This window comes from Rhizobium sp. 62_C5_N11_2 (genome assembly GCF_051811185.1).
Classification (GTDB): Bacteria; Pseudomonadota; Alphaproteobacteria; order Rhizobiales; family Rhizobiaceae; genus Rhizobium; species Rhizobium leguminosarum.
Window position 1 is genome coordinate 1112113 of the sequence record NZ_JBPWPW010000001.1, and the last position, 22715, is coordinate 1134827.

The window sequence follows — 22715 nt, forward strand, 5'->3', positions numbered from 1 at the left end:
GCAACTGCTTGATGTCACAAAGATACTGGCAAATGTATAGCATGCTTTGCCTTAATGCTGACACGGGGACGCTGCACTTCGATCGGCTGAAATTGACCCCTGATCGTGGTTCGACGCAATGATTTTACGCTCGCAAGGCATGATCGTTTCCGCTCTTCTCGTCGCCGTCGCGCTGTCCGGCTGCACGACGACGAAGAGTGCCGCTTCGCGCGGGATTTTTTCGAGCAAACCCTCGGCATCGGCCGCCTTCATCACCGCGCTGCAGGGCGGCATTGTCGGCCGCAGCGGCGTGAGCTTGACCGACAGCGACAAGCAGCGGGCGCTCGAGGCGGAATATCGGGCGCTGGAAGGAGCCGCCGTCGGCCAGCCGGTGCTCTGGACCGGCAAGGACGTCACCGGCAAGGTCGTCGCGGCGGCACCCTATCAGGTCGGCTCGCAGAACTGCCGGCAATATACCCATACGCTGACCGTCGACGGCAAGGACACGGTGGCGCGCGGCGCTGCCTGCCGCAACGACGACGGCAGCTGGTCGCCGCTCTGAATTGCGGCCAATAGAGCGCCGCGCGTCCCGACAGAACGCGCTAAGGACGCTCTATCACTTTAAATGGCGCATAATCCTTTCCGAAAATCGATTCCGATTCTCGGGGTTATGCGCTAGCCTCAAATCTTCGTCATTCCGGCTTTGGCAGTTGGAATGAAGGCGCGCTTCACGTATTTGGGCGACATGCTGTTCTGGATTCTCGTTGCCGCTTTGACGGCAGCCCTCGCCGTCATCCTGCTCTACCCCCTTCTGCGCGGAGCGAAGGCGGCGGATAATATCCGTGCGGGCGAGGCGGCGGTCTATCGCGACCAGTTGCGCGAACTCGACCGCGATCTCGATGGCGGGCTGATCACCCCGGAGGAGGCCGACTACGCCAGGGCGGAAATCGGCCGGCGGCTGATCGCCGTCTCTGCCGACGAGCCGGCTGAGACGCCGAAACCCGCACGGCATCACCGTTTCACCGAGGCCTTCGTCCTCCTGGTCCTGCCGGTTCTCGGGCTCTGTCTTTATTTGACGACGGGCAGGCCGGACCTGCCCTCGCAGCCGCTGGAAGCGCGGCTGGAAAACCCTGGCAACGACGTGGCGGTGCTGATCACCAAGGCGGAACGGCACCTGGCTGAGAAACCTGATGACGGCAAGGGCTGGGATGTGCTGGCGCCGATCTATTTCCGCACGATGCGCGTCAACGATGCGCAAGTGGCCTACCGCAATGCCATCCGGCTTCTCGGCCCGAGCCCGGTCCGGCTCGATGGCCTTGCCGAGACGCTGATGGCGGTCTCCGACGGCGTGGTGACCGAGGAGGCACGGCAAGTGCTGGAACAATCGCTGACGCTGCAGCCTGACAATCCGCGTGCCCGCTTCTACATCGCCCTCAGCATGGAGCAGGCGGGACAGCCCGATGAGGCGCGCCAGGCCTTCGAGGCGCTGGCGAAACAATCGCCATCAGATGCGCCGTGGCTGCCGCTGGTCAACCAGCATATCGCCATGAACGGCGGCGCGCCGGCAGGCGCCAATCCGGCTGCACCAGGCGCCAATCCGTCGGCCCCGGGCAATCCCACGCAGGAAGATGTGGCGGCGGCCGAGAACATGAGCGCCGGCGACCGGCAGCAGATGATCCGCGGCATGGTCGAGAGCCTCGACGCCAAGCTCAGCGAGGATCCGAACAATTTCGAGGGATGGGTGCGGCTCGTCCGCTCTTACGCCGTATTGAACGACAAGGATCGCGCCGCCGGCGCCCTGAAGCGCGGACTTGCGGCCTTTCCGCTGCCTGGCGAAGAGGGCAGGCAATTGCTGGCGCTTGCCAGGGAACTCGGCATAGCCACGGAGGGAGCGACGCAATGACGCGCAAGCAGAAGCGCCTGGCGGTGATTGCGGGCGGCATGGGCTTCATCCTCACCGCCGTGCTGCTGGTGATGTTCGCCTTCAGCCAGTCGGTCGCCTATTTCTACATGCCGGCCGATCTCGCCAAGACGCCGGTGGCGCCGGAAACCCGGATCCGGCTCGGCGGCCTGGTCGGCGAGGGCAGTGTCGTGCGCGGCACCGGTTCGACGGTGGAATTTGCGGTCACCGACGGCAGCACCAATGCCGTGAAGGTCAAATATACCGGCATCCTTCCCGATCTCTTCCGCGAGGGCCAGGGCGTCGTCACCGAAGGCATGTTTGCCACTGGCACGAACGTCTTCGTCGCCGACACCGTGCTTGCCAAGCATGACGAGACCTATATGCCGAAGGACGTGGCCGACAGGCTCAAATCCCAGGGGCTGTGGAAGGAAGGCCAAGGCCAGGAAGCTCAGGGGAAGCAAGCTCAGGGACAGGAAGTGAAGGCGACGCCATGATCATTGAGATCGGCCATTATGCGCTGGTGCTGGCGCTGGCAACGGCGCTCATCCTCTCCATCGTGCCGGTGATCGGGGCGCGCCGTCACGACCGGGCGATGATGGATGTGGCAACGATCGGCTCGCTGGCGATGTTCTCGCTGGTGGCCTTCTCCTTCGGCGTGCTGACCTATGCCCATGTCGTCTCGGATTTTTCGGTCGAGAACGTCTGGGAGAATTCGCATTCTCTGGTGCCGCTGCTCTACAAATATTCCGGCGTCTGGGGCAATCACGAGGGATCGATGATGCTCTGGCTGTTGATCCTGACGCTGTTCAGCGCTCTGGTCGCCGTCTTCGGCCGCAATCTGCCGGAGACGCTGAAGGCCAATGTACTTTCCGTGCAGGCCTGGATATCGGTCGCCTTCACCCTGTTCATTCTGTTGACCTCCAATCCCTTCCTCCGGCTCGATCCGGCGCCGGCCGAGGGCCGCGATCTCAACCCGGTCCTTCAGGATGTCGGTCTGGCGATCCACCCGCCGCTGCTCTATCTCGGCTATGTCGGCTTCTCCGTCTGTTTCTCCTTTGCGGTCGCGGCCCTGCTGGAAGGGCGGATCGACGCCGCCTGGGCCCGCTGGGTGCGGCCCTGGACGCTTGCCGCCTGGACCTTTCTGACGCTTGGCATCGCCATGGGCTCTTACTGGGCCTATTACGAGCTCGGCTGGGGCGGCTGGTGGTTCTGGGACCCGGTGGAAAACGCCTCCTTCATGCCATGGCTCGCCGGTACCGCACTGTTGCATTCCGCCCTCGTCATGGAAAAGCGCGAGGCGCTGAAGATCTGGACGGTGCTGCTGGCCATCCTCACCTTTTCGCTGTCGCTGATGGGCACCTTCCTGGTGCGCTCCGGCGTGTTGACCTCGGTGCATGCCTTTGCCAGCGACCCCTCCCGCGGCGTTTTCATTCTCTGCATCCTGCTGATCTTCATCGGCGGGGCGCTGTCGCTATTTGCTTTCCGCGCGCCGCGGCTGTCGGCAGGCGGGCTGTTTGCGCCGATCTCGCGCGAGGGCGCGCTCGTTGTCAACAATCTGATCCTGACGGTCGCCTGCGGCACCGTGCTCACCGGCACGCTCTATCCGCTGCTCTTGGAAACGCTGACCGGCGACAAGATTTCCGTCGGGCCGCCCTTCTTCAACCTGACCTTCGGCCTGCTGATGGCGCCGCTGATCGTCATCGTCCCCTTCGGGCCGATGCTGGCCTGGAAGCGCGGCGATCTGCTCGGTGCCCTGCAGCGGCTCTATGTCGTGGCAGGTCTTGCCTTCCTTGCCGCAGTGATCTTCTTCTACATCGAACATGGCGGGCCGGTGCTGTCAGTGCTCGGCCTCGCCGCCGGGCTGTTCCTGATCCTCGGCGCCGTCGCCGATCTCTGGTATCGCGCCGGCATCGGCAAGGTCGCCGGCCGTCTTGCCTGGCGCCGGCTTTCCGGCCTGCCGCGTTCGGCCTTCGGCACCGCCCTTGCCCACGCCGGGCTCGGCGTCACCGTGCTTGGCATCGTCGCGGTGACGACCTTCCAGAGCGAGCACGTCATCGAGATGAAGCCGGGCGAGGTGACCGAGGCCGGCGGCTACAGCCTGCACTTCGACGGCATGCAGCCAGGGACCGGACCGAACTATACCGAAGACCGCGGCCACTTCACCATCCGCCGTGCCGGCGTCGCGGTTGCTGATACCTGGTCGGCCAAGCGCCTTTATACCGCCCGGCAGATGCCGACGACGGAGGCCGGCATCCTGACCTTCGGGCTGAGCCAGCTCTATGTCTCTTTGGGTGATGCCACCAAGGACGGCGGCATCGTCGTGCGCATCTGGTGGAAGCCGTTCATTCTCTGCATCTGGGGCGGCGCGGTGTTCATGGCCTTCGGCGGCCTCGTCTCGCTCAGCGACCGGCGCCTGCGTGTCGGCGCCCCGCGCCGCAAGGCGAAGCCGGCAAAGCCGGCAGCTCCCGCAATGGAGCCGGCGGAATGATGCGGCGTCTGCTCCTCGCTTTTGCTTTGCTGCTGATGGCCGCCCCCGCCTTTGCCGTCAATCCGGATGAGGTGCTGGCCGATCCGGCGCTCGAGGCACGGGCCCGCGCCCTTTCGGCGGAACTGCGCTGCATGGTCTGCCAGAACCAGTCGATCGACGATTCCAACGCCGATCTGGCCAAGGATCTGCGCCTGCTGGTGCGCGAGCGCATCACCGATGGCGACAGCGACGAGGCGGTGCTGAACTATATCGTCTCGCGCTATGGCGAGTTCGTGCTGCTGAAGCCGCGTGTCGGCATGAAGACGGTGCTGCTCTGGGGTGCCCCGCTGCTGCTGGTGCTGGCCGGCGGGCTGTCACTGCTGGTCTTTGCGCGCAAGAGGGCGGGCAAGCCGACCGGCAGCAAGCTAACGGCGGACGAGCAGGCGCGGCTGAGCGAGCTTCTGAAAAAATAACCGGCCAGCCGGCAACTCCCCAGCGCGACTTGTGCGCCGCGGCGGGTGATGCGCAATCAACTGGAAAATTGCGAGGCTTGGGTGAGCTGATCAGACCGGGACCAGTCCGTGGCGGAGCATGATCTCATTGGCCTTCGCGAGGTCCGGTTTGCCGGGCACGTTCACCACCTCGGCAATTTCCTCGAAATAACGCCGTCCAATTGTACCCGGCGTGATGGTCGCCAAGACCTTGGCTGCGCCATCATGCAGGTTCTCGTGATGGTGCACCGCCCCTCGCGGAATGAATATGGCGTCGCCGGCGCGAATCTCGTGCGTTTGGCCGTCGACGATGACAGTGAGCGCGCCTTCAAGGCCGTAGAGGAATTCGTCAGCATCCCGATGACTGTGCGGAGCGGGGACGCGCGCCCGAGATGGCACTGTGAATTCAAACACCGTCGCGCCGACTTCACAGATGAGAAAACGCAGTTCGAGTTGCCCGATCCGCACAATATCGTTTCGCACCGCTTCCATCCAAGGTCCCCACAATGTAAAGTAACTTTACATCAAAACGTAAAGTGACTTTACATATATGTCAATCCCATTGTCCCCGCATTCAATTCCCGACGCATTGCCCGGTCCGCCGTTCTTCGGCGCGCTGCTGCGCGTTGTCTGGCAGCATGTGCGCGACCGTATGCTGCAAGCCATTCACGAGGCGGGGTTTGTTGACTTCCAGGAGACGCATTTTGCCGTGTTCTCGTTTCCGCTGCCGGATGGCATCAGACCGTCCGAGCTCGCGCGTCAGAAGCGGATGTCGCGACAAGCTGTGAACTATCTGCTCAGCCAGCTTGAAGACCTGGGCTATGTCGAGCGTCGTGCAGCCGACGGCAGCGATCGCCGACTGGTCTATCTGACGCCACGGGGACATGAAGTAGTCGCAGCCATTTTCGGATGTCTTCGGCAGTTGCATGAGCAATGGTCCAAAGAGGTTGGAAAGGAGCGCTTCGATGACTTCGTGGATGTGCTGAAGCAGCTGTCGACCAAAGCACAAGAACCGACAAACCGCTAAAACTCAACTTTGCAACGGTGGTAAGGACTGTCTCAGAATGGATCGAGAACCGTACCTCTGAAGGTGAGCCGGCCTGAAAGCATAAATATTAGCCGACCGAAGTCCACGGGAATTGAAGGCCGCTTCCGCAAAGGAGCGCGTGCAGCGCAGTCTACCTGAGCCGGAGCCGCCGCGGGTGAAGGCCCATATACGTTCGGCCGTTTGCCAAACATTGCAAACATTACCAACTTTTCATTGGCCGGACAGTTCGCAGTAAGGTGCGGCGTCCTATATCTTTACTCATCGACTGATCCGGCATCGCCGGCTCTGAGAACTAAGAACAAGAGAAGGTGCTCCAATGCTCAAGAATTTCAACGGACGTCCGTCCCTCGCCACTGTGCTCAAGGCTTCTACCGTCGCCGGTATCGCAGCCGCTGTGCTCGCAACCGGCGTTCCGCTCGAAATTACCCGGTCTTATGCTGAAGCTGTCAAAGTTCAGGCGCCCGCCGTTCCGAGCTTCGCCAATGTCGTCGACGCCGTTTCACCGGCTGTCGTTTCCGTCCGGGTCGAAAATCGCGTCAATCCCGTCTCCGACAACAACAATGACGGCTTCTCCTTCGATTTCAACGGCCGCGGCTTCGACGACCTTCCCGACGATCATCCGTTGAAGCGGTTCTTCAAGCAGTTCGGTCAGGATCCGAATGATCAGCAGGGCCATCCCAGGCGCTTCGGCCAGAACGGACCGAATGGTGGTCCGAATGGTCCGGGCGGCAAGGGCCGCCTCCGCCCCGTGGCCCAAGGCTCCGGCTTCTTCATCTCCGAGGACGGCTACATCGTCACCAACAATCACGTCGTTTCCGATGGTCAGGCCTTCGTCGCGGTCATGAATGACGGCACCGAACTCGATGCCAAGCTGATCGGCAAGGACCCGCGCACCGATCTCGCCGTGCTGAAGGTTGACGGCAAGGGCAAGAAGTTCACCTACGTCAACTGGGCCGACGACAACAATGTCCGCGTCGGCGACTGGGTCGTTGCCGTCGGCAATCCCTTCGGCCTCGGCGGCACGGTCACAGCCGGCATCGTCTCGGCTCGCGGTCGCGATATCGGCTCCGGTCCTTATGACGATTATCTGCAGGTGGATGCCGCCGTGAACCGCGGCAACTCCGGCGGTCCGACCTTCAACCTCAGCGGTGAGGTCGTCGGCATCAACACTGCGATCTTCTCGCCGTCGGGCGGCAGCGTCGGCATCGCCTTCGCCATTCCTGCCTCGACCGCCAAGGATGTCGTCGCCGATCTGATGAAGGACGGCCAGGTCTCGCGCGGCTGGCTGGGTGTCCAGATCCAGCCGGTGACCAAGGACATCGCCGAATCCATCGGCCTTTCCGAGCCGAGCGGCGCCCTGGTCGTTGCCCCGCAGGCCGGTTCGCCGGGTGACAAGGCCGGCATGAAGGCTGGCGACGTCGTCACCGCGCTGAATGGTGAGACGATCAAGGATGCCCGTGATCTCAGCCGCCGCATCGGCGCGATGCAGCCGGGCAGCAAGGTCGAGCTTTCGGTCTGGCGTGCTGGCAAGGCCCAGCCTCTCACCGTCGAACTCGGCACGCTGCCGGTCGACCAGAAGGATGCGTCCGCCGATGACAACAGCCAGCCGCAGCAGCCCGAGGCGCCGGCTTCCGAGAAGGCGCTTGCCGATCTCGGCCTGACGGTCGGTCCGTCCGATGACGGCAAGGGCCTGGCGATCACCGCCATCGACCCGGACTCCGACGCCGCCGACAAGGGCATCAAGGAAGGCGAAAAGATCACTTCGGTCAACAACCAGGAGGTCTCCAGCCCCGACGAGGTCGTCAAGGTGTTGAACCAGGCCAAGAAGGACGGTCGCACCCGCGCGCTCTTCCAGATCCAGTCCAACGAAGGAAGCCGTTTCGTCGCGCTTCCGATCAACGGCCAGGGCTGATCCTCAAGACAACGGGAGCCGTGCGGACGAAAGTCCGCGCGGCTCGATTCTTCTGACCTTTGAAGGATGATCGCCATGAGCGCCGCCCCGCAGGAAGATGCTTTGAGCCTTGCCGAAACGCAGCCGGTGGGTAATGTCGGCCGCATGAAGATTCTCATCATCGAAGATGATCTCGAAGCCGCGGTCTACCTCACGAAAGCCTTTCGCGAGGCGGGCATCGTCGCCGATCACGCCAGCGACGGCGAGAGCGGTCTGTTCATGGGGTCGGAAAATACCTATGACGTCATCGTCATCGACCGCATGCTGCCACGCCGCGACGGGCTCTCCGTCATCAGTGAGTTGCGCCGCAAGGCCATCCATACGCCGGTCCTCATCCTCTCCGCGCTGGGCCAGGTTGATGACCGCGTGACCGGCCTTCGTGCCGGCGGTGACGATTACCTGCCGAAGCCTTATGCCTTCAGCGAGTTGCTGGCGCGCGTCGAGGTGCTCGGCCGCCGCAAGGGCACGCCGGATCAGGACGTCGTCTATCGCGTCGGCGATCTCGAACTCGATCGGCTCTCCCACGAGGTGCGCCGCAGCGGCAAGGAGATCCCGCTGCAGCCGCGCGAATTCCGCCTGCTCGAATATCTGATGAAGAATGCCGGCCAGGTGGTGACCCGCACCATGCTGCTCGAAAACGTCTGGGACTACCACTTCGACCCGCAGACCAACGTCATCGACGTCCATGTCTCGCGCTTGCGCTCGAAGATCGAGAAGGACTACAGCCAGCCGCTGCTGAAGACCATTCGCGGCGCGGGGTACATGATCAAGGATGAGGGATGAGCCGTTTCAAGGTTCTCTTCAAGTCCACCGCAGTCCGCCTTTCGGCACTCTACATCCTGCTTTTCGCCATCTGCGCCGCGACGCTCGTCTTCTATGTGACGGCGATGTCGGAGCGGCTGCTGACGGGCCAGATCCGCGACGCCGTCAGGCAGGAGGTGGAGCAGGTGCAGCGCGCCTTTGACACCGGCGGCATGAACCTTCTGCTGCGCACGATGGAGCGGCGTGCCCGCCAGCCGGGCGCCAATCTCTACATCATCGCCGGTCCCTCGGGCGATATTCTTGCCGGCAACGTCGCCTCGGTGCAGCCGGGTGTCTTCGAGGAGATCGGCTGGACCTCCGCGCCCTTCATCTATCAGCGTTATACCGACAGTGGCGTCGAGCGCCGACATAGGGCGATCGCCAATATCTTCGTGCTCGACAACGGCCTGCGAATATTGATCGGCCGCGACCTCGGCGACCCCGAGCGATTCCGCCTGCTGGTGCGCCAGGCGCTGATGGTAGCCTTGGCGATCATGGGGCTTGGCGCCATCATCATCTGGTTCGCCATCGGCCGCAACGCGCTGAAACGCATCGACCGCATGTCGGATGCCAGCAAGAAGATCATGGCCGGCGATCTGTCGCAGCGCCTGCCGGTGGGCGGATCGGGCGATGAATTCGACCGGTTGTCGATGTCTTTGAATACCATGCTGGAGCGCATCGAGAAGCTGAACGAGGGCCTGCGGCAAGTCTCCGACAACATCGCCCACGATCTCAAGACGCCGCTGACGCGGCTGCGCAACAAGGCGGCCGATGCGCTCGATATCGCCGATGGCGAGACGCGGCGCACCGCGCTCGAAGGCATCATCTCCGAATCGGACCAACTGATCCGCACCTTCAACGCGTTGTTGATGATCTCCCGCGTCGAGGCAGGATCGGTCGCGGCCGAGATGTCGTCGGTGGAGCTTTCGACCATCGTCTCCGATAGCGCCGAGCTTTACGAACCGGCGGCGGAGGAGGCCGGGCTCGGCCTCAGCTTCAGCATCGAGCCTGATGTCGAGGTGCAGGGCAATCGCGAGCTGATCGGCCAGGCAATCTTCAACCTGCTCGACAATGCCATCAAATATTCCTCTAACACGGAAGGAGCGGGCAAGGTGTCACTGAAGCTTGCCCGCCGCCCGGATGGCATCTGCCTTTCGGTCGCCGACCATGGGCCGGGCGTTCCGGCCGACAGGCGCGACGACGTGGTGAAGCGCTTCGTCCGCCTCGATGAAAGCCGGTCGAAGCCCGGGACAGGGCTCGGGCTTTCGCTGGTGGAGGCGGTGATGGAGCTGCACAACGGCCGGTTGGAACTCTCCGATACCGATCCTGACAAGCCCGAACAGCGCGGATTGACCGTCAGCATGATCTTCCCGGCCAAGGCTGCCTGATGACTCGATGCCGATGATCGGCTGAATCGCGTATTGGCGGTTTTCCGCCAAGACCCTAGTTTAATGCCGGTCAGGGAGGCGTTCCCGCGATTCTGCGTGGTCGTTTCCCTAGGCGCTAAAGCAGGGAGAGTGCATGCTGACGAAATCGACGCATGGTCTGAAGGATGTCGCCGAAGGGCTGCTGCGTCCGCTGAACCAGACGGAGTTGAAGCTGGCACTGGCCGACCTTCAGGAGGCCGGCAAGAGCGAGCCGTTAGTGGCTGCGATGCTGAAGACGGAGAGCCCGCTTCGCGATTTCATCGCGGCCGTTCTGACGCTGTCGCCTTATCTACGCGAAATCGTCAATCTCGATCCCGCCATCCTCGCTGGCGCCATCACTGAACCGCTAGAGCCGCAGATCGAGGCGCTGGTCGCCGAGGCGCGGCGCTGCTGGCAAAGGGACGGCGAGGGGGCGGCGCCTTCGGAATCCGTGGTGATGAGCAGGCTGCGCATCATCAAGCGCAAGGTGGCCTTCCTCGTCGCACTCGCAGATCTCGCACGCATCTTCGACGGCCGGGCGACGACGGCCTGGCTGAGCGAGCTTGCCGAAGCTTCGGTTGCCGCCGCGATCGACCATCTGCTGTTGGCGGCGCATGAGGGTGGAAAGCTGCGGCTGCGGGATCTGGCAGCACCGAGCGACGGCTCCGGGCTGATCGTGCTCGGCATGGGCAAACTCGGCGCATCGGAACTCAACTATTCCTCCGATATCGACCTCGTCGTCGTCTTTGACGAACAGGCGGGCATCGTGCCTGACCCGGATGACGCGATCGAGGTTTTCCCGAGGATGATGCGCCGGTTGGTGCGCATCCTGCAGGAGCGGACAGCCGACGGCTACGTCTTCCGCACCGATCTCAGATTGCGCCCCGATCCCGGTTCGACGCCGCTGGCGATCCCGGTCGATGCGGCGATGATCTATTACGAGGGCAGGGGGCAGAACTGGGAGCGGGCGGCCTTCATCAAGGCGCGCGCCGTTGCCGGCGACCTTGCTGCGGGCGGCGATTTCCTGCGCGGGCTCGCCCCTTTCGTCTTCCGCAAATATCTCGATTACGCGGCGATTGCCGATATCCATTCGATCAAGCGGCAGATCCACGCGCATAAGGGCCATGGTGCGATCGCGGTCAAGGGCCATAACGTCAAGCTCGGCCGCGGCGGCATTCGGGAGATCGAATTCTTCGTCCAGACCCAGCAACTGATCGCCGGCGGTCGCATGCCGGCATTGCGCGGTCGGGCGACGGAGGAGACGCTCGGTGAACTCACCAAGGCGAAATGGATTGACGCGGAAACCCGTGACGAACTGACGGAGGCCTACTGGTTCCTGCGCGATGTCGAGCATCGCATCCAGATGGTGCGCGACGAGCAGACCCACCTGCTGCCGGAAACCGATGCCGACCTGAAGCGCATCGCCTTCATGATGGGCTTCTCCGACACGCCGAGCTTCTCCGAACGGCTGGTCGGCGTGCTGAAGACAGTCGAGCGGCGTTATGCCCACCTCTTCGAACAGGAGAGCAGGCTTTCCACCGATACCGGAAACCTCGTCTTCACCGGCCAGGGTGACGATCCGGACACGTTGGAGACCTTGAAGAAACTCGGCTTCAACAGGCCGTCCGACATTTCCCGCATCATCCGCACCTGGCACTATGGCCGCTACCGCGCCACGCAATCGGTCGAGGCGCGTGAAAGGCTGACGGAGCTGGCGCCGGAGCTCCTGCGGGTCTTCGGCGAAAGCAAGCGTGCCGACGAGGCGCTGCTGCGCTTCGACAGCTTCATCTCCGGCCTTCCCTCCGGCATCCAGCTCTTCTCGCTGCTCGGCAGCAACCCGGCGCTGCTGTCGCTGATCGTCAATATCATGTCCTCAGCACCCCGGCTTGCCGAGGTGATCGCCGCCAAGCCGCACGTCTTCGATGGCATGCTCGATCCCGGGCTGATGGCAGAGCTGCCGACCCGTGATTATCTCGGCGAACGGCTGAAGGGCTCGCTTGCCCAGGCCCGCCATTATGAAGAGGTGCTCGACCGGCTGCGGATCTTCGCCGCCGAGCAGCGCTTCCTGATCGGCATCCGCCTGCTCACCGGCGCGATCAACGGCCAGATGGCGGCGCGCGCCTTCACCCATCTCGCCGACCTCATCATCGCAGCGGCACTCGATGCCGTGATCGGCGAGATGCAGGCCGCGCACGGCGACTATCCCGGCGGGCGCATCGCGGTCGCCGGCATGGGCAAGCTCGGCAGCTTCGAGCTGACGGCCGGTTCCGACATCGATCTGATCCTGCTCTATGACTATGATGACACGGCCTCCGAATCCGATGGGCCGAAGCCGCTCGACGCGACCCGTTACTTCACCCGCATCACCCAGAGGCTGATGGCCGCCTTGTCGGCGCCGACCGCCGAAGGTGTGCTCTATGAGGTCGACATGCGGCTGCGCCCATCCGGCAACAAGGGGCCGGTCGCCACCCGTATCAATGCCTTCGGCAAGTATCAGCGCGAAGAGGCATGGACCTGGGAGCATATGGCGCTCAGCCGCGCCCGGCTGATCTGCGGCAATGAGAGCCTGATCGCCGAAGCGGAACTGATCGTCCGGGAGGTGCTGTCGGCCGATCGTGACATTGCCAAGGTGGCGCATGACGTTGCCGAGATGCGCGAACTGATCGACAAGGAAAAGCCGCCGGGCGGTCCATGGGACCTGAAGCAGATCCCCGGCGGCGTCATCGATCTGGAATTCATCGCCCAGTACCTGGCGCTGATCGCTCCGTCCAAAGGTGTCGGCACGCCCGTGAACGGGCTTAGCACTGGCGAGGCCTTGAAGGCCCTTGGCGACCGGCTGATGGCGCCGGCAGATCTCGATACCTGCCTTGAGGCCTTTGCGCTCTATACCGGTCTTTCGCAGTTGATCCGCCTCTGCATTGACGGCCTATTCGATCCCAAGGACGCGCCATCAGGCCTCGTTGAACTCGTCTACCGCGCCGGCGATTGCCCTGATATCAAGACGCTGGAGGGGGAGGTGAAGCGGCTGGCAAAAGCGGTCAGGAAGATATTCCTGAGCATCGTGAAGGCCTGACGGATGTCGCCGCGGAAATATGCAGTGATTGTCCGCGCCGCAATCGCCTGACTGACCGACTTCTCCTATGTTGCCGTTTCAATCGCGGGGAATGGAAAATGAAAACCTTCAATTTTGCACTGGCGCCTGAAAGGCTCTGGCAGGCCATCAATCCGTGGACATTTTATCAGCAGGGATCACAGATCGGCTTCGTCAACATTGATCTTGGATCGACGCCGGCGCCCGAAACGGAACAAACGATTCTGGACGAGGTGGGGAGCTATGGTCGGCAGATCGGCCGCATTGGCGATGCGCTTGAGGTACTGCTGAAACATGTTCCGTTGGAGAACCTTTCACAAGAGGAACAAGACGCCTTGGTCGTACTCAAAGGCCAGCTTGCCGAGATTCGGCAGATAAAGGAAAGGCAGGGGCGAAAGCAGTCCCAGGATCGCTCGGAAAATCGATGAACGATTTGAAAAGCCAATTGCTAGACGTCGTCCGGAATCCGCAGCGAGATCACCGTACCCACGGCCTCGCGTGAGCGGATCTTCATGCGACCGCCATGCAGTGAGGTCAGCGAGCGGGAAATGGCGAGGCCGAGGCCGGAGCCGCCTTTGCTCTTGGCATACTGGTTCTGCACCTGTTCGAAGGGCTGGCCGATCTTCGCAAGCGCCGAGCGTGGAATGCCGATGCCGGTATCGGCGATGGTGACGACGACGAAGCCGTCGACGCGGCGCGTACGCACCGCGATGCGGCCGCCGCTGTTGGTGAACTTCACCGCATTGGAGAGCAGGTTGAGCAGCACCTGTTTCATCGCCCGGCGGTCGGCCGTCAGCGTCAAGCCGGAGCAGATGCGCTGTTCGATGACGATGTTCTTTTCAGCCGCCGGAATGGCGGTGAAACGCAGGCTTTCCTCGATCAGAGGCACAAGATCGATGCGCTCGCAATGCAGTCTGACGTGGCCGGCCTCGATCTTCGACATGTCGAGAATGTCGTTGATGACGTTGAGGAGATGTTTGCCGCTGTCATGGATATCGCGGGCATATTCGTCGTATTTCAGCGAGCCAAGCGGCCCGAACATCTGGTTCTGCAGGATTTCCGAGAAGCCGAGGATGGCGTTGAGCGGCGTGCGCAGTTCATGCGACATGTTGGCGAGGAATTCCGATTTCGCCTTGTTGGCGGCTTCGGCGCGTTCCTTCTCCGCCTGATAGTTGGCGTTGGCCGTCGAGAGCTCGGCTTTCTGGCTCTCCAGCGTCTGGCGCGAAGCGGAAAGATCGCCGATCGTTGCCATCAGCCGGCGTTCGGATTCGCGCAGCCGCTCCTGATGGCGTTTCATCAGCGTGATGTCGGTTCCGACGGAGACCCTGCCACCGTCGCGGGTGCGCCGCTCGTTGATCTGCAGCCAGCGCTCGTCGGCAAGCTGTACTTCCGTCGTCCGCGAATAGCCGGAGCCGTCGGCATCGGAAATCCGTCGCTCGATGACCGGACGGGCCGCGGCGGCATTGACGGTCGAGCGCTCGGTGCCGGGCACAAGCACGCTGTCCGGCAGGCCATAGGCCTGCTGGAAATGCGTGTTGCACATGACGAGGCGATCGTTCTTGTCCCAGAGCACGAAGGCTTCCGAGGTGCATTCGATGGCGTCGGCCAGGCGCTGGTCGGCTTCTGCGTAGCGCTGGGCGAGCCGATGCTGTTCAGTCACGTCCATGGCGATGCCGATCAGGTGCATGCGGCCGGAATTGCTGCGGATCACCTGGGCGCGGGCCCGCATCCAGACATAGTGGCCGCCGGCATGGCGCATGCGGAAGATCTGATCGACCTGGCCGGAAGCGCCCTTGCCGATGGCGCGCGCGATCTCGTAGAGCCCGCCGTCATCGGGATGCATCAGCCGGGCGGCTTCGCCGAAGCCCATCGTCTTGTCGGAGCCCGGCAGGCCGAGCATGTCGTACATCGAGCGCGACCAGAAGAATTCGCGGTTCTCGAAATCGAAATCCCAGAGGCCACAGCGGCCGCGCGACAGCGCCGTCTCGACGCGCAGGTTCGATTCCAGGAAGATGTCGTCGGCATCGCGGGCGCGCTTCACCTGCGTGTAATAGGCATAGAGGATGACGAGCAGGATCGAGGAGATGCCGGCAAACAGCGTGACGTTGAGCGCCAGCTCCTCGCGCCAGAGCCGGCCGATCTCGTCGAGCGAGGTGGCGGCGACGACATAACCGCCGGCATTGCCCACCAGCGTGATCTCGGCATAATGCGGCACGCCGCCGATCGTCGTTTCGATGACGCCGGCGCGATCGCCGAAGCGCCGGATCGCCGAGACTTCGGGGAAGAAATCACCGACATTGCTGCCCACATGCGAAAGCCCGGCGGTGGTCGCGGCAAAAACCTTGCCGCTTGCCTGCACGAGCAGCACGAAGGCGCCGCTGTCGAGCCGGTCCTGCGGCAGGAATTTGGCGAGGCGGGCCTGCGCCTCGGTCATATCGCCGTTGTCGAAAATGTCGGCCGCATCGGCAAACACGGCAGAGGCGGTCGCCGCCGAAAGGGCGGTGGCATGGCGCGCCGAGGCCTCCAGGCGCCCGTACTCGCTCATCATGCCGAAGAAATGCGAGGCGGCGACGACGAAGAGGAAGGCGACGATCAGCGCCGGAATGGCTCGCTTCAAGACCAGCTCGGCCTTCGGCAGATAACGGAGAAGTGGTTCCGATGTCGCATGACCGGAAAGGCTGTCGCGCCAGGCTTTCAGCCCGTCAAAATCGACACGCAGCCGTCCTTCGGCCACGGTTGCCCGCCGCACGTCCATCATCTCTTCGCCTTGTCCCTCGTGTGATTCGCGCGCCGCTCGCTCGAACCTGACCTAGAGAATCATGGGTGATTCGCCTTGTCCAGAGGCAAAGGTAAAAATCCGTTAACTATTTATAATTTCGGGTTTTTCCAGGTGATTCGACGTGCTGGGCGACCGGCCGCCGAATTTTTCGGGACGGCCGGTCGAAGCAAATCACCCTTTAAGCGTGCGCTCGACGATATCGCGCACGTCGGTCGAAAGAGCGGCGGCCCGCTCGATCTCGATGAGGGCCGAGCGGGCGTGATCGGCACGCGTCGGTTCCAGCGAGCGCCAGGAGCGCATCGAGGTGAGGATGCGGGCGGCAAGCTGCGGGTTGCGCTGGTCGATATCGAGAATCTGCTCGGCGAGGAAACGATAGCCTTCGCCGTCGGCGCGGCCGAATCCGGTCGGATTGGCAAAGGCGAAGGTGCCGACCAGTGCCCGCATCCGGTTGGGATTGGTCCGCTTGAAGAGCGGATCGTCCATCAGGCCGCGGACACGGCCCAGGGTCTTTGCACCCGGAATGCCGGCCTGGATCGCTAACCATTTGTCGATGACGAGCGCATTTTCCGCGAAGCGGTCACGGAAGGTGGCGAGCGCCTCGCGCGTCTCGGCGCTATCGGGGAAACGATGGGCGAGGATCGTCAGCGCATGGCTGAGATCGGTCATGTTGTTGGCCGCATCGAAGGCGGACTTGGTGCGCGCCGGCGTCTGTTCGGCATGTGAGAGATAGGTGAGGGCGGTATTGCGCAGCGCGCGCAGGCCGGCGCTCTTCGCATCCGGGCTGAAATCGCCTGATGTCGTCATCGCCGCGTAGAGGCCGGTAAAGACGTCCTTTCCAGTATCGGCGATCTGTTTCAGGATCGCCTGCCGGCCGGCATGGATGGCATCGGGATCGTTGTTGCCGCCGAGTTCGCGGGCGATATCGGATTCGCTCGGCAGAGCCAGTGCCTGGGCACGGAAGGCAGGCTCGAGGCTCTCGTCGGCGGCGGCCGCGATCAGCGTCTCGACGAAGGTCGCCTCGCTGACAACAGGCTTGCCCTCGCGGGCGTCACGAGCCGCTTTCAGGAGGTTCGGCAGCGCCAGATCGGTCAGCGCCTGCCAGCGGGCGAAATGATCGGTCTCATGGCGCGCGAGGCGGGCGAGATCGGCTGGGCTCTGATCGAAATGCAGGTTGATCGGCGCCGAGAAGCTGCGGTTGATCGAAACGACCGGCCGCGTGCCAATGCCATGGAACACGGCCGTCTGTGTGCGGCCAGTGAGATGCAGCACCTCGCCGGTATATTCCGCGCCGTCGACCGAAGTCGGTTCGATCTTGCCGCCGTTTTCGCCAAACAGCGCGAGGCTGAGCGGAATATGCATCGGCTCCTTGCTCGGTTGGCCGGGCGTTGCCGGGATCATCTGTTCGAGCGACAGGGTGAAGCTGCCGGCTGCCGCATCATAGCTGCCCGATGCGGTGACGAGCGGCGTGCCGGCCTGATGGTACCAGAGCGAGAATTGGCTGAGGTCGCGCCCGCTTGCATCTTCGAAGCATTTGACGAAATCCTCGATCGTCACGGCCTGGCCGTCGTGGCGGTCGAAATAGAGGTCCATGCCTTTCTTGAAGCCGTCCTTGCCGAGCAGTGTCGCGATCATGCGCGTAACTTCGCTGCCCTTTTCGTAGACGGTCGTCGTGTAGAAATTATTGATCTCGCGATATTTCGTCGGCCGCACCGGGTGAGCGAGCGGGCCGCCATCTTCCGGGAACTGCTCCGATTTCAGGTGGCGCACTTCGGCGATGCGCTTGACGGCGCGCGAGCGCTGGTCGGACGAGAATTCGTGGTCGCGATAGACCGTCAGGCCTTCCTTGAGGCACAGCTGGAACCAGTCGCGGCAGGTGATGCGGTTGCCGGTCCAGTTGTGGAAATATTCATGCGCGATGATCGCCTCGATATTGGCATAGTCGGCATCGGTCGCGATCTCGGGATCGGCAAGGACGTATTTGTCGTTGAAGACGTTGAGGCCCTTGTTCTCCATCGCGCCCATGTTGAAATCCGAGACGGCGACGATCATGAAGATATCGAGATCGTATTCGCGGCCGAACCTCTCTTCGTCCCACTTCATCGAGCGTTTCAGCGCGTCCATCGCATAGGCTGCGCGCGGCTCTTTGCCGTGCTCGACATAGATCTTCAGCACCACCTCACGGCCGGACATCGTCGTGAACGTGTCTTCGACGACGCCAAGATCGCCGGCGACGAGCGCGAAGAGATAGCTCGGCTTCGGATGCGGGTCGAACCAGGCGGCGAAATGTTTGCCGGGGCCGTAGCCGGCGCCGCCGAGGAAGTTGCCGTTCGACAAAAGCAGCGGGTTGGCGTCCTTGTCGGCAATGATGTTGACCGTGAACGGCGCAAGCACATCGGGCCGGTCGGGGAAATAGGTGATGCGGCGGAAACCCTCCGCCTCGCACTGCGTGCAGTAGATGCCACCGGTGCGGTAAAGGCCCATCAGCTTGGTATTGGCCTCAGGATTGATGATGGTGGTGATCGTCAGTTCGAAGGGCGCGCTCTCCGGCAGGTCGCGCACCGTCAGGCCTTCCGGTGTTGCGTCGTAACGCGAAGGGTCCAGCTCCACCTGGTCAAACAGCAGCCCCGACAACGTCAGCTCGTCGCCGTCGAGAACGATCGGCGCTGTCGGATCGGCGCCCGGGCGACGATGAAAGATGAGACGCGCCTCGACCTTTGTCTCCGTCGGGTCGAGTTCGAAAGTGAGGTCCACGCGTTCCAGCACGAAGTCGGTGGGACGGTAATCTGCCAGATGAATGACCTGGCCGGTATCTGTTCGCATGGTGTTTCCTGAAGACCGTTATTGGACAACCGCGGAATACAGAGGCGGGCGCACTCTGCCATAAATTTTGCCGGGCATGATTACATTAAAGTCTGAACTAAACTTAAAGCAAATTGCCCGCGAACGCCAAGTTCGCGGGCAAAATATCTTATTGGCAACGGATGAACACGGCCACAAGGAGATGGGCACTACTTCAGATTGAGTGCCGCCTTGATCGTCGCGTCGTTTTCCGTCTGTTGCACGACGACGCCGTACCAGCCGAGCCCGTCGTAATCCTCGTAGCCGAGGGTGCGCGCGAAGGCGACGATAGAGCCGCTATTGTCGTAGTAGCTGCCTTTCGCCTGGCCGGACGGGTTGGCGAGCGCGAAATGGGAAAAGAGCAAGGTGGGATTGGTGGTGGCGATGACCCGGCTCTTGCCGTCGAGCAGCATGACAGTCGTTCTTTCCGCCAACTGCGGCGGCAGGTTGGCCTCCTTCTCGACGATCGCCTGGCCCTGGTTCTGCCAGTCGAAATAGACGCCGAGCGTGCCGATCAGCCGCCCGTCGAGCTTGCCCCCTTCGCGGATGCCTGTGGCATAAACGAGCGCATGCCTGTTGTCGTGCAGCGGGCTCGCTTTGACGTCGTCAACGATATACGCGTCGCCGGAGGAGCAGGCCGACGCCGCCCGGAACCACGGATCGCCGGCAAGGCTCGTGCCTGCGATCTTGCGCTGGAACTTGGGATTGGCGGATGCGATCACCTTGCCCGAGAGATCGGTCATGACGAGATCGAGATAGACGGTGTAGAAGCGGTTGATGGCGCCGAGACGCTCCGCCGCAAAGGCGACGGTTTCCCGGCCCGGTTCCTGCAGTGCCTGCCAGAGTGCCGGGTCCGTCGCCCACCAGCGCACGTCGGCCGTGCGTTCGAAAAGGTTGCGGACGATGAGCTGCACCAGTGTCTGCGCCAGATCGGTCAGGCGAACGCCCTCCATCTCCTCGACCAGCGAATCCGCCATGGCGCGGCTGAGGCCGATGCGGCCAAGCACGTTGCTCTCGAACCTGCCGGTAATGTCGGTTGCGATCTGCGCCAGCCGCTGCACCTCGTTGGCAACGACAGCGAAGCCCTTTCCGGTCTCGCCGGCTCTGGCTGCCTCGATCAGCGCATTGATCGCCAGCAGCTTAATCTGCTTGACGATATTGGTGTTGTCGGCGCTGAAGCGCTCGAGATCGGTGCTGATGCCGTCCGTGACGACGCGCATGGACCGCGGTGTCGCATTCTGCGACTGGGCAATGGTTTCGGCGCTAAGCGGCTTCATCAAAAGGATCCTGGAAGGAGCGGGCAATTGTTTGTGTGGTGAAGAAAATTTCGAGATCAGCGATAAAAAACGATGCTTGCCTATGGTTTTCAATTGGTTAACGGCTGGCCCCGCGAGATGAACATTTTCGGGGTGAATGGCTCAAAACGAGAAATTTCAGAGCGGTGGCGCATAAGCAGCACGGTTGAGCCTGCCGCTGACGGCGTTTCTGTGATTCTCTGATGTTGCTTGCGGTTTTTTCGCCAATCGGTTTTTTCTTTCGCTACGATGGGAGACGTCACCCGCTGCGTTCCCGAGTCGAACGCGTCCCCCCGTTCCGCTTGAGCAGTATTAAGAGCCAGGATCATGCACTCGGTTCTCAGAAACCCGATGAGAGGCATTGCGCTGAAAGTCTCGTCGGTCGTGGTCTTCCTGGCCATGCAGACCTTCATCAAGCTGGCCGGCTCAGACATCCCGCCCGGTCAGGTCACCTTCTGCAGGTCGTTCTTCGCGCTCTTCCCGATCATGGCCTATCTCGCCTATAACAGGCAGCTGCGCGCCGCCTTCTACACGGCCAACCCAATCGGTCACCTGAAGCGCGGCACGATCGGCATCTTGTCGATGGCTTTCGGTTTCTATGGCCTGCTGCATCTGCCGCTGCCGGAGGCGATCGCGCTCGGCTACGCGTTGCCGCTTGTCGCCGTCATCTTCGCTGCCGTTTTTCTCGGCGAGACCGTGCGCATCTATCGCTGGAGCGCCGTCCTGGTCGGCATCGTCGGCGTCGCCATCGTTTCCTGGCCGAAACTTACGCTGTTTCGCGACGGCGGCATGGAAGCAGAACAGGCCGTCGGCGCACTCTGCGTGCTGCTCTCGGCCGTTCTCGGCGGCATGGCGATGATCCAGGTGCGCCGCCTCGTCGAGGAAGAGAAGACGGCGACGATCGTGCTGTATTTCTCGATCACCGCCTCGGTCTTCTCGCTGGCTTCTGTTCCCTTCGGCTGGCTCATCCTGCCATGGCCGACAGCGCTCTATCTGATCGCCGCCGGTTTTTGCGGCGGCGTCGCGCAGATCCTACTGACGGAAAGTTACCGCCATGCCGACGTCTCCACCATCGCGCCGTTCGAATATACGTCGATCCTGCTCGGCGGTATCGTCGCCTATTTTGTCTTCGGCGACGTGCCGAGCGTTACCATGCTGATTGGCACCGTCATCGTCATCGCCGCCGGCATCTTCATCATCTTTCGCGAGCATCAGTTGGGCATCGAGCAGAGAGAGGCGCGCAAGGCCACGATGCCGCAAGCCTGACGCGGCAAGCGTATGATATGGAAGGTTTTAACGCGGCGATTGCGGTGGGTTGAAACTTGCGCTCACAGGGTGAAAAGAATGGTGAATTCTTGGGATACCGCCGGCCTGTGGAATATGATTGTTGAACATGAGAGAGTATCATTTATTCCAAGCTGTGCATGTCTGAATGGCCGCTGATGCCGGAGGAGCTCTGGGTGTCGTTGCTCCGAACGCTGGCCGGCGAGCGGAGGTGGAGAAAAGCATAATGGCATTCACAGCGGAGCAATTGGTGGGGAACTCTTCCTTTCTGATGAGCATTCGCTTTTTAGCTGGGCAGATGCGCGGCATGTTTGATGCTGGTCCGCGGCTGGCGCGACTGCTCGCCTCGCATCAGCGCTGGCTTCTGACCCAGACTGCCTATGCCCTCCACCTGGAATATGATCCGCGCGACCCGACGTCGGGTTTCACCGCCGTGCGGTTGACCGGGCGCATCACCGCGCACAAGGTGGCGAGCCGCAACACCGTGCTCGCCTTCATCGAGGAACTCTATACCTACCGCTTCATAACCCACACACCCGGCGACGAGCGGCGGCGGCCACGTCATTTCGAACCGGCCGACGTCAGCCATCAGGGGATGTTTGCCTGGATTTTCTCCAATCTCGGCGCGCTCGATCTGCTCGACGGCGGTCAAAGGGCAGTGTCTTTTCAGGCAAATCCATCACTGATGCGGCTCATTCAGCCGCGCATTGCCCGCCATTGCCTCGAAGATGCCGCCTGGCGCGAACCGCCGGAGCAGGTGGCGCTGTTCCTCTGGACGGAAGCCGGCGGCCTCGTCGTCGACAACTTCATCGCCCGGATGGATTTGAAAAGCAGCGAGCCGGGGAGGCTGTCTGTCGGCCGTGTCGAAACCCGTGCGCTCGCTGCCGATTTCATGATGTCGCGCACCCATCTGCAGCGGCTGCTGGCAAAAGCGGCGCAACGTGGCTGCGTCGGCTGGTATGACGAGCCGCGCAAGACGCACCTATGGATATCGCGGGATTTCGTCGAGGAATATTGCGCTTGGCAGGCGGTCAAGTTCGCCTATGTCGACGAAGCCTTCGAATGGGCGAAAGCCCAGATCGACGAAATGGCCATCTGATTAGAGCAATTCCAGCAAAAGTGCGCAGCGGTTTTGCGTCTGGAATGCGCGAAAACAAAGAGATAGAGCATTTCCGTGACTCGGAAAAACGGAATTGCTCTAGAGAACGATCGCCGCTGTACCTGCGCCATTGCGCGTTCCGGCATCGGCCGGCTTGACCGAAAGCTCGCGCTCATATTCCCGCGCGGCGCAGACGGCAACGCGGATATGCTCGAATGTTTCGATGTTGCGCAGAAGCGATATCAGGATCGTCGACATGTTGGGGTACTCTTGAGACGAAGGG

19 protein-coding genes are annotated in these 22715 nt (G+C 62.3%); 13 read left to right on the forward strand and 6 right to left on the reverse strand.

Annotated features, from left to right (window positions below):
* Positions 1-118: 118 nt before the first annotated feature.
* The 5 genes from AB8B31_RS05680 (at position 119) to AB8B31_RS05700 (ending at position 4822) form a co-directional block, all read left to right on the forward strand.
* Complete coding sequence (locus tag AB8B31_RS05680; RefSeq protein WP_018482550.1) at positions 119-541, forward strand: lipA protein; 423 nt, start codon at positions 119-121, stop codon at positions 539-541.
* Positions 542-724: 183 nt separating this feature from the next.
* Positions 725-1882: a c-type cytochrome biogenesis protein CcmI gene (gene ccmI, locus AB8B31_RS05685; RefSeq protein ID WP_439007522.1), complete on the forward strand. Its 1158-nt coding sequence runs from the start codon at positions 725-727 to the stop codon at positions 1880-1882.
* Positions 1879-2376: a cytochrome c maturation protein CcmE gene (gene ccmE / locus AB8B31_RS05690; protein ID WP_439007419.1), complete on the forward strand. Its 498-nt coding sequence runs from the start codon at positions 1879-1881 to the stop codon at positions 2374-2376. Before ccmI ends, ccmE begins: the two co-directional genes overlap by 4 nt.
* The gene (locus AB8B31_RS05695) at positions 2373-4370 is read left to right on the forward strand and encodes a heme lyase CcmF/NrfE family subunit (RefSeq protein ID WP_439002301.1); all 1998 of its coding nucleotides are present in this window, start codon (positions 2373-2375) and stop codon (positions 4368-4370) included. The genes ccmE and AB8B31_RS05695 overlap by 4 nt, the downstream gene beginning before the upstream one ends.
* The gene (locus tag AB8B31_RS05700) at positions 4367-4822 is read left to right on the forward strand and encodes a cytochrome c-type biogenesis protein (RefSeq protein WP_028733901.1); all 456 of its coding nucleotides are present in this window, start codon (positions 4367-4369) and stop codon (positions 4820-4822) included. The genes AB8B31_RS05695 and AB8B31_RS05700 overlap by 4 nt, the downstream gene beginning before the upstream one ends.
* Before the next feature lie 90 nt (positions 4823-4912).
* Here AB8B31_RS05700 and AB8B31_RS05705 read toward each other — a convergent pair whose 3' ends face one another.
* Positions 4913-5332: a cupin domain-containing protein gene (locus tag AB8B31_RS05705; protein WP_018241312.1), complete on the reverse strand. Its 420-nt coding sequence runs from the start codon at positions 5330-5332 to the stop codon at positions 4913-4915.
* Between the two features lie 58 nt (positions 5333-5390).
* Between AB8B31_RS05705 and AB8B31_RS05710 the strand changes: the two genes are divergently transcribed.
* The 6 genes from AB8B31_RS05710 to AB8B31_RS05735 all read left to right on the forward strand — a co-directional run bounded on the left by AB8B31_RS05710 (position 5391) and on the right by AB8B31_RS05735 (position 13565).
* The gene (locus tag AB8B31_RS05710) at positions 5391-5867 is read left to right on the forward strand and encodes a MarR family winged helix-turn-helix transcriptional regulator (protein ID WP_197728238.1); all 477 of its coding nucleotides are present in this window, start codon (positions 5391-5393) and stop codon (positions 5865-5867) included.
* A gap of 337 nt (positions 5868-6204) precedes the next feature.
* Positions 6205-7800: a Do family serine endopeptidase gene (locus AB8B31_RS05715; protein ID WP_018241314.1), complete on the forward strand. Its 1596-nt coding sequence runs from the start codon at positions 6205-6207 to the stop codon at positions 7798-7800.
* 66 nt (positions 7801-7866) lie between these two features.
* Positions 7867-8622 (forward strand): response regulator transcription factor, encoded by a 756-nt coding sequence (locus AB8B31_RS05720; RefSeq protein WP_018241315.1) that lies wholly within the window; start codon positions 7867-7869, stop codon positions 8620-8622.
* Positions 8619-10028 (forward strand): sensor histidine kinase, encoded by a 1410-nt coding sequence (locus AB8B31_RS05725; protein WP_439007420.1) that lies wholly within the window; start codon positions 8619-8621, stop codon positions 10026-10028. The genes AB8B31_RS05720 and AB8B31_RS05725 overlap by 4 nt, the downstream gene beginning before the upstream one ends.
* A gap of 133 nt (positions 10029-10161) precedes the next feature.
* Positions 10162-13119, forward strand: coding sequence for a bifunctional [glutamine synthetase] adenylyltransferase/[glutamine synthetase]-adenylyl-L-tyrosine phosphorylase (locus AB8B31_RS05730; RefSeq protein ID WP_168297973.1), 2958 nt, complete (start codon positions 10162-10164; stop codon positions 13117-13119).
* Positions 13120-13217: 98 nt separating this feature from the next.
* The gene (locus AB8B31_RS05735; RefSeq protein WP_128403839.1) at positions 13218-13565 is read left to right on the forward strand and encodes a hypothetical protein; all 348 of its coding nucleotides are present in this window, start codon (positions 13218-13220) and stop codon (positions 13563-13565) included.
* Positions 13566-13585: 20 nt separating this feature from the next.
* On the opposite strand, the gene AB8B31_RS05740 is transcribed toward AB8B31_RS05735, so the two are convergent.
* The 4 genes from AB8B31_RS05740 to AB8B31_RS05755 all read right to left on the reverse strand — a co-directional run bounded on the left by AB8B31_RS05740 (position 13586) and on the right by AB8B31_RS05755 (position 20378).
* Positions 13586-15895: a PAS domain-containing sensor histidine kinase gene (locus AB8B31_RS05740; RefSeq protein ID WP_018241319.1), complete on the reverse strand. Its 2310-nt coding sequence runs from the start codon at positions 15893-15895 to the stop codon at positions 13586-13588.
* 192 nt (positions 15896-16087) lie between these two features.
* The gene (pepN, locus tag AB8B31_RS05745) at positions 16088-18736 is read right to left on the reverse strand and encodes an aminopeptidase N (RefSeq protein WP_018241320.1); all 2649 of its coding nucleotides are present in this window, start codon (positions 18734-18736) and stop codon (positions 16088-16090) included.
* Positions 18737-18924: 188 nt separating this feature from the next.
* A complete protein-coding gene (locus AB8B31_RS05750; protein ID WP_047619746.1) occupies positions 18925-20031 on the reverse strand; it encodes a methyl-accepting chemotaxis protein in 1107 nt (368 codons plus the stop codon).
* Between the two features lie 89 nt (positions 20032-20120).
* A complete protein-coding gene (locus AB8B31_RS05755) occupies positions 20121-20378 on the reverse strand; it encodes a hypothetical protein (RefSeq protein ID WP_028733907.1) in 258 nt (85 codons plus the stop codon).
* On the opposite strand from AB8B31_RS05755, the gene AB8B31_RS05760 reads away from it, so the two are divergent.
* Positions 20377-21315, forward strand: a complete 939-nt coding sequence (locus tag AB8B31_RS05760) for a DMT family transporter (RefSeq protein ID WP_131702272.1) — start codon at positions 20377-20379, stop codon at positions 21313-21315. The two genes, AB8B31_RS05755 and AB8B31_RS05760, sit on opposite strands and share 2 nt — an antisense overlap.
* Before the next feature lie 244 nt (positions 21316-21559).
* Positions 21560-22432: a hypothetical protein gene (locus tag AB8B31_RS05765; RefSeq protein ID WP_131702273.1), complete on the forward strand. Its 873-nt coding sequence runs from the start codon at positions 21560-21562 to the stop codon at positions 22430-22432.
* A gap of 99 nt (positions 22433-22531) precedes the next feature.
* On the opposite strand, the gene AB8B31_RS05770 is transcribed toward AB8B31_RS05765, so the two are convergent.
* Positions 22532-22690: a hypothetical protein gene (locus AB8B31_RS05770; RefSeq protein ID WP_017990856.1), complete on the reverse strand. Its 159-nt coding sequence runs from the start codon at positions 22688-22690 to the stop codon at positions 22532-22534.
* Between the last annotated feature and the right edge of the window lie 25 nt (positions 22691-22715).

What these genes read in the sequence shown, in the direction of transcription:
- AB8B31_RS05680 (WP_018482550.1), top strand. Translation starts at nt 119, where the DNA reads ATGATTTTACGCTCGCAAGGCATGATCGTTTCCGCTCTTCTCGTCGCC.
- ccmI (WP_439007522.1), top strand. Translation starts at nt 725, where the DNA reads ATGCTGTTCTGGATTCTCGTTGCCGCTTTGACGGCAGCCCTCGCCGTC.
- ccmE (WP_439007419.1), top strand. Translation starts at nt 1,879, where the DNA reads ATGACGCGCAAGCAGAAGCGCCTGGCGGTGATTGCGGGCGGCATGGGC.
- AB8B31_RS05695 (WP_439002301.1), top strand. Translation starts at nt 2,373, where the DNA reads ATGATCATTGAGATCGGCCATTATGCGCTGGTGCTGGCGCTGGCAACG.
- AB8B31_RS05700 (WP_028733901.1), top strand. Translation starts at nt 4,367, where the DNA reads ATGATGCGGCGTCTGCTCCTCGCTTTTGCTTTGCTGCTGATGGCCGCC.
- AB8B31_RS05705 (WP_018241312.1), bottom strand. Translation starts at nt 5,332, where the DNA reads ATGGAAGCGGTGCGAAACGATATTGTGCGGATCGGGCAACTCGAACTG.
- AB8B31_RS05710 (WP_197728238.1), top strand. Translation starts at nt 5,391, where the DNA reads ATGTCAATCCCATTGTCCCCGCATTCAATTCCCGACGCATTGCCCGGT.
- AB8B31_RS05715 (WP_018241314.1), top strand. Translation starts at nt 6,205, where the DNA reads ATGCTCAAGAATTTCAACGGACGTCCGTCCCTCGCCACTGTGCTCAAG.
- AB8B31_RS05720 (WP_018241315.1), top strand. Translation starts at nt 7,867, where the DNA reads ATGATCGCCATGAGCGCCGCCCCGCAGGAAGATGCTTTGAGCCTTGCC.
- AB8B31_RS05725 (WP_439007420.1), top strand. Translation starts at nt 8,619, where the DNA reads ATGAGCCGTTTCAAGGTTCTCTTCAAGTCCACCGCAGTCCGCCTTTCG.
- AB8B31_RS05730 (WP_168297973.1), top strand. Translation starts at nt 10,162, where the DNA reads ATGCTGACGAAATCGACGCATGGTCTGAAGGATGTCGCCGAAGGGCTG.
- AB8B31_RS05735 (WP_128403839.1), top strand. Translation starts at nt 13,218, where the DNA reads ATGAAAACCTTCAATTTTGCACTGGCGCCTGAAAGGCTCTGGCAGGCC.
- AB8B31_RS05740 (WP_018241319.1), bottom strand. Translation starts at nt 15,895, where the DNA reads ATGATGGACGTGCGGCGGGCAACCGTGGCCGAAGGACGGCTGCGTGTC.
- pepN (WP_018241320.1), bottom strand. Translation starts at nt 18,736, where the DNA reads ATGCGAACAGATACCGGCCAGGTCATTCATCTGGCAGATTACCGTCCC.
- AB8B31_RS05750 (WP_047619746.1), bottom strand. Translation starts at nt 20,031, where the DNA reads ATGAAGCCGCTTAGCGCCGAAACCATTGCCCAGTCGCAGAATGCGACA.
- AB8B31_RS05760 (WP_131702272.1), top strand. Translation starts at nt 20,377, where the DNA reads ATGCACTCGGTTCTCAGAAACCCGATGAGAGGCATTGCGCTGAAAGTC.
- AB8B31_RS05755 (WP_028733907.1), bottom strand. Translation starts at nt 20,378, where the DNA reads ATGATCCTGGCTCTTAATACTGCTCAAGCGGAACGGGGGGACGCGTTC.
- AB8B31_RS05765 (WP_131702273.1), top strand. Translation starts at nt 21,560, where the DNA reads ATGGCATTCACAGCGGAGCAATTGGTGGGGAACTCTTCCTTTCTGATG.
- AB8B31_RS05770 (WP_017990856.1), bottom strand. Translation starts at nt 22,690, where the DNA reads ATGTCGACGATCCTGATATCGCTTCTGCGCAACATCGAAACATTCGAG.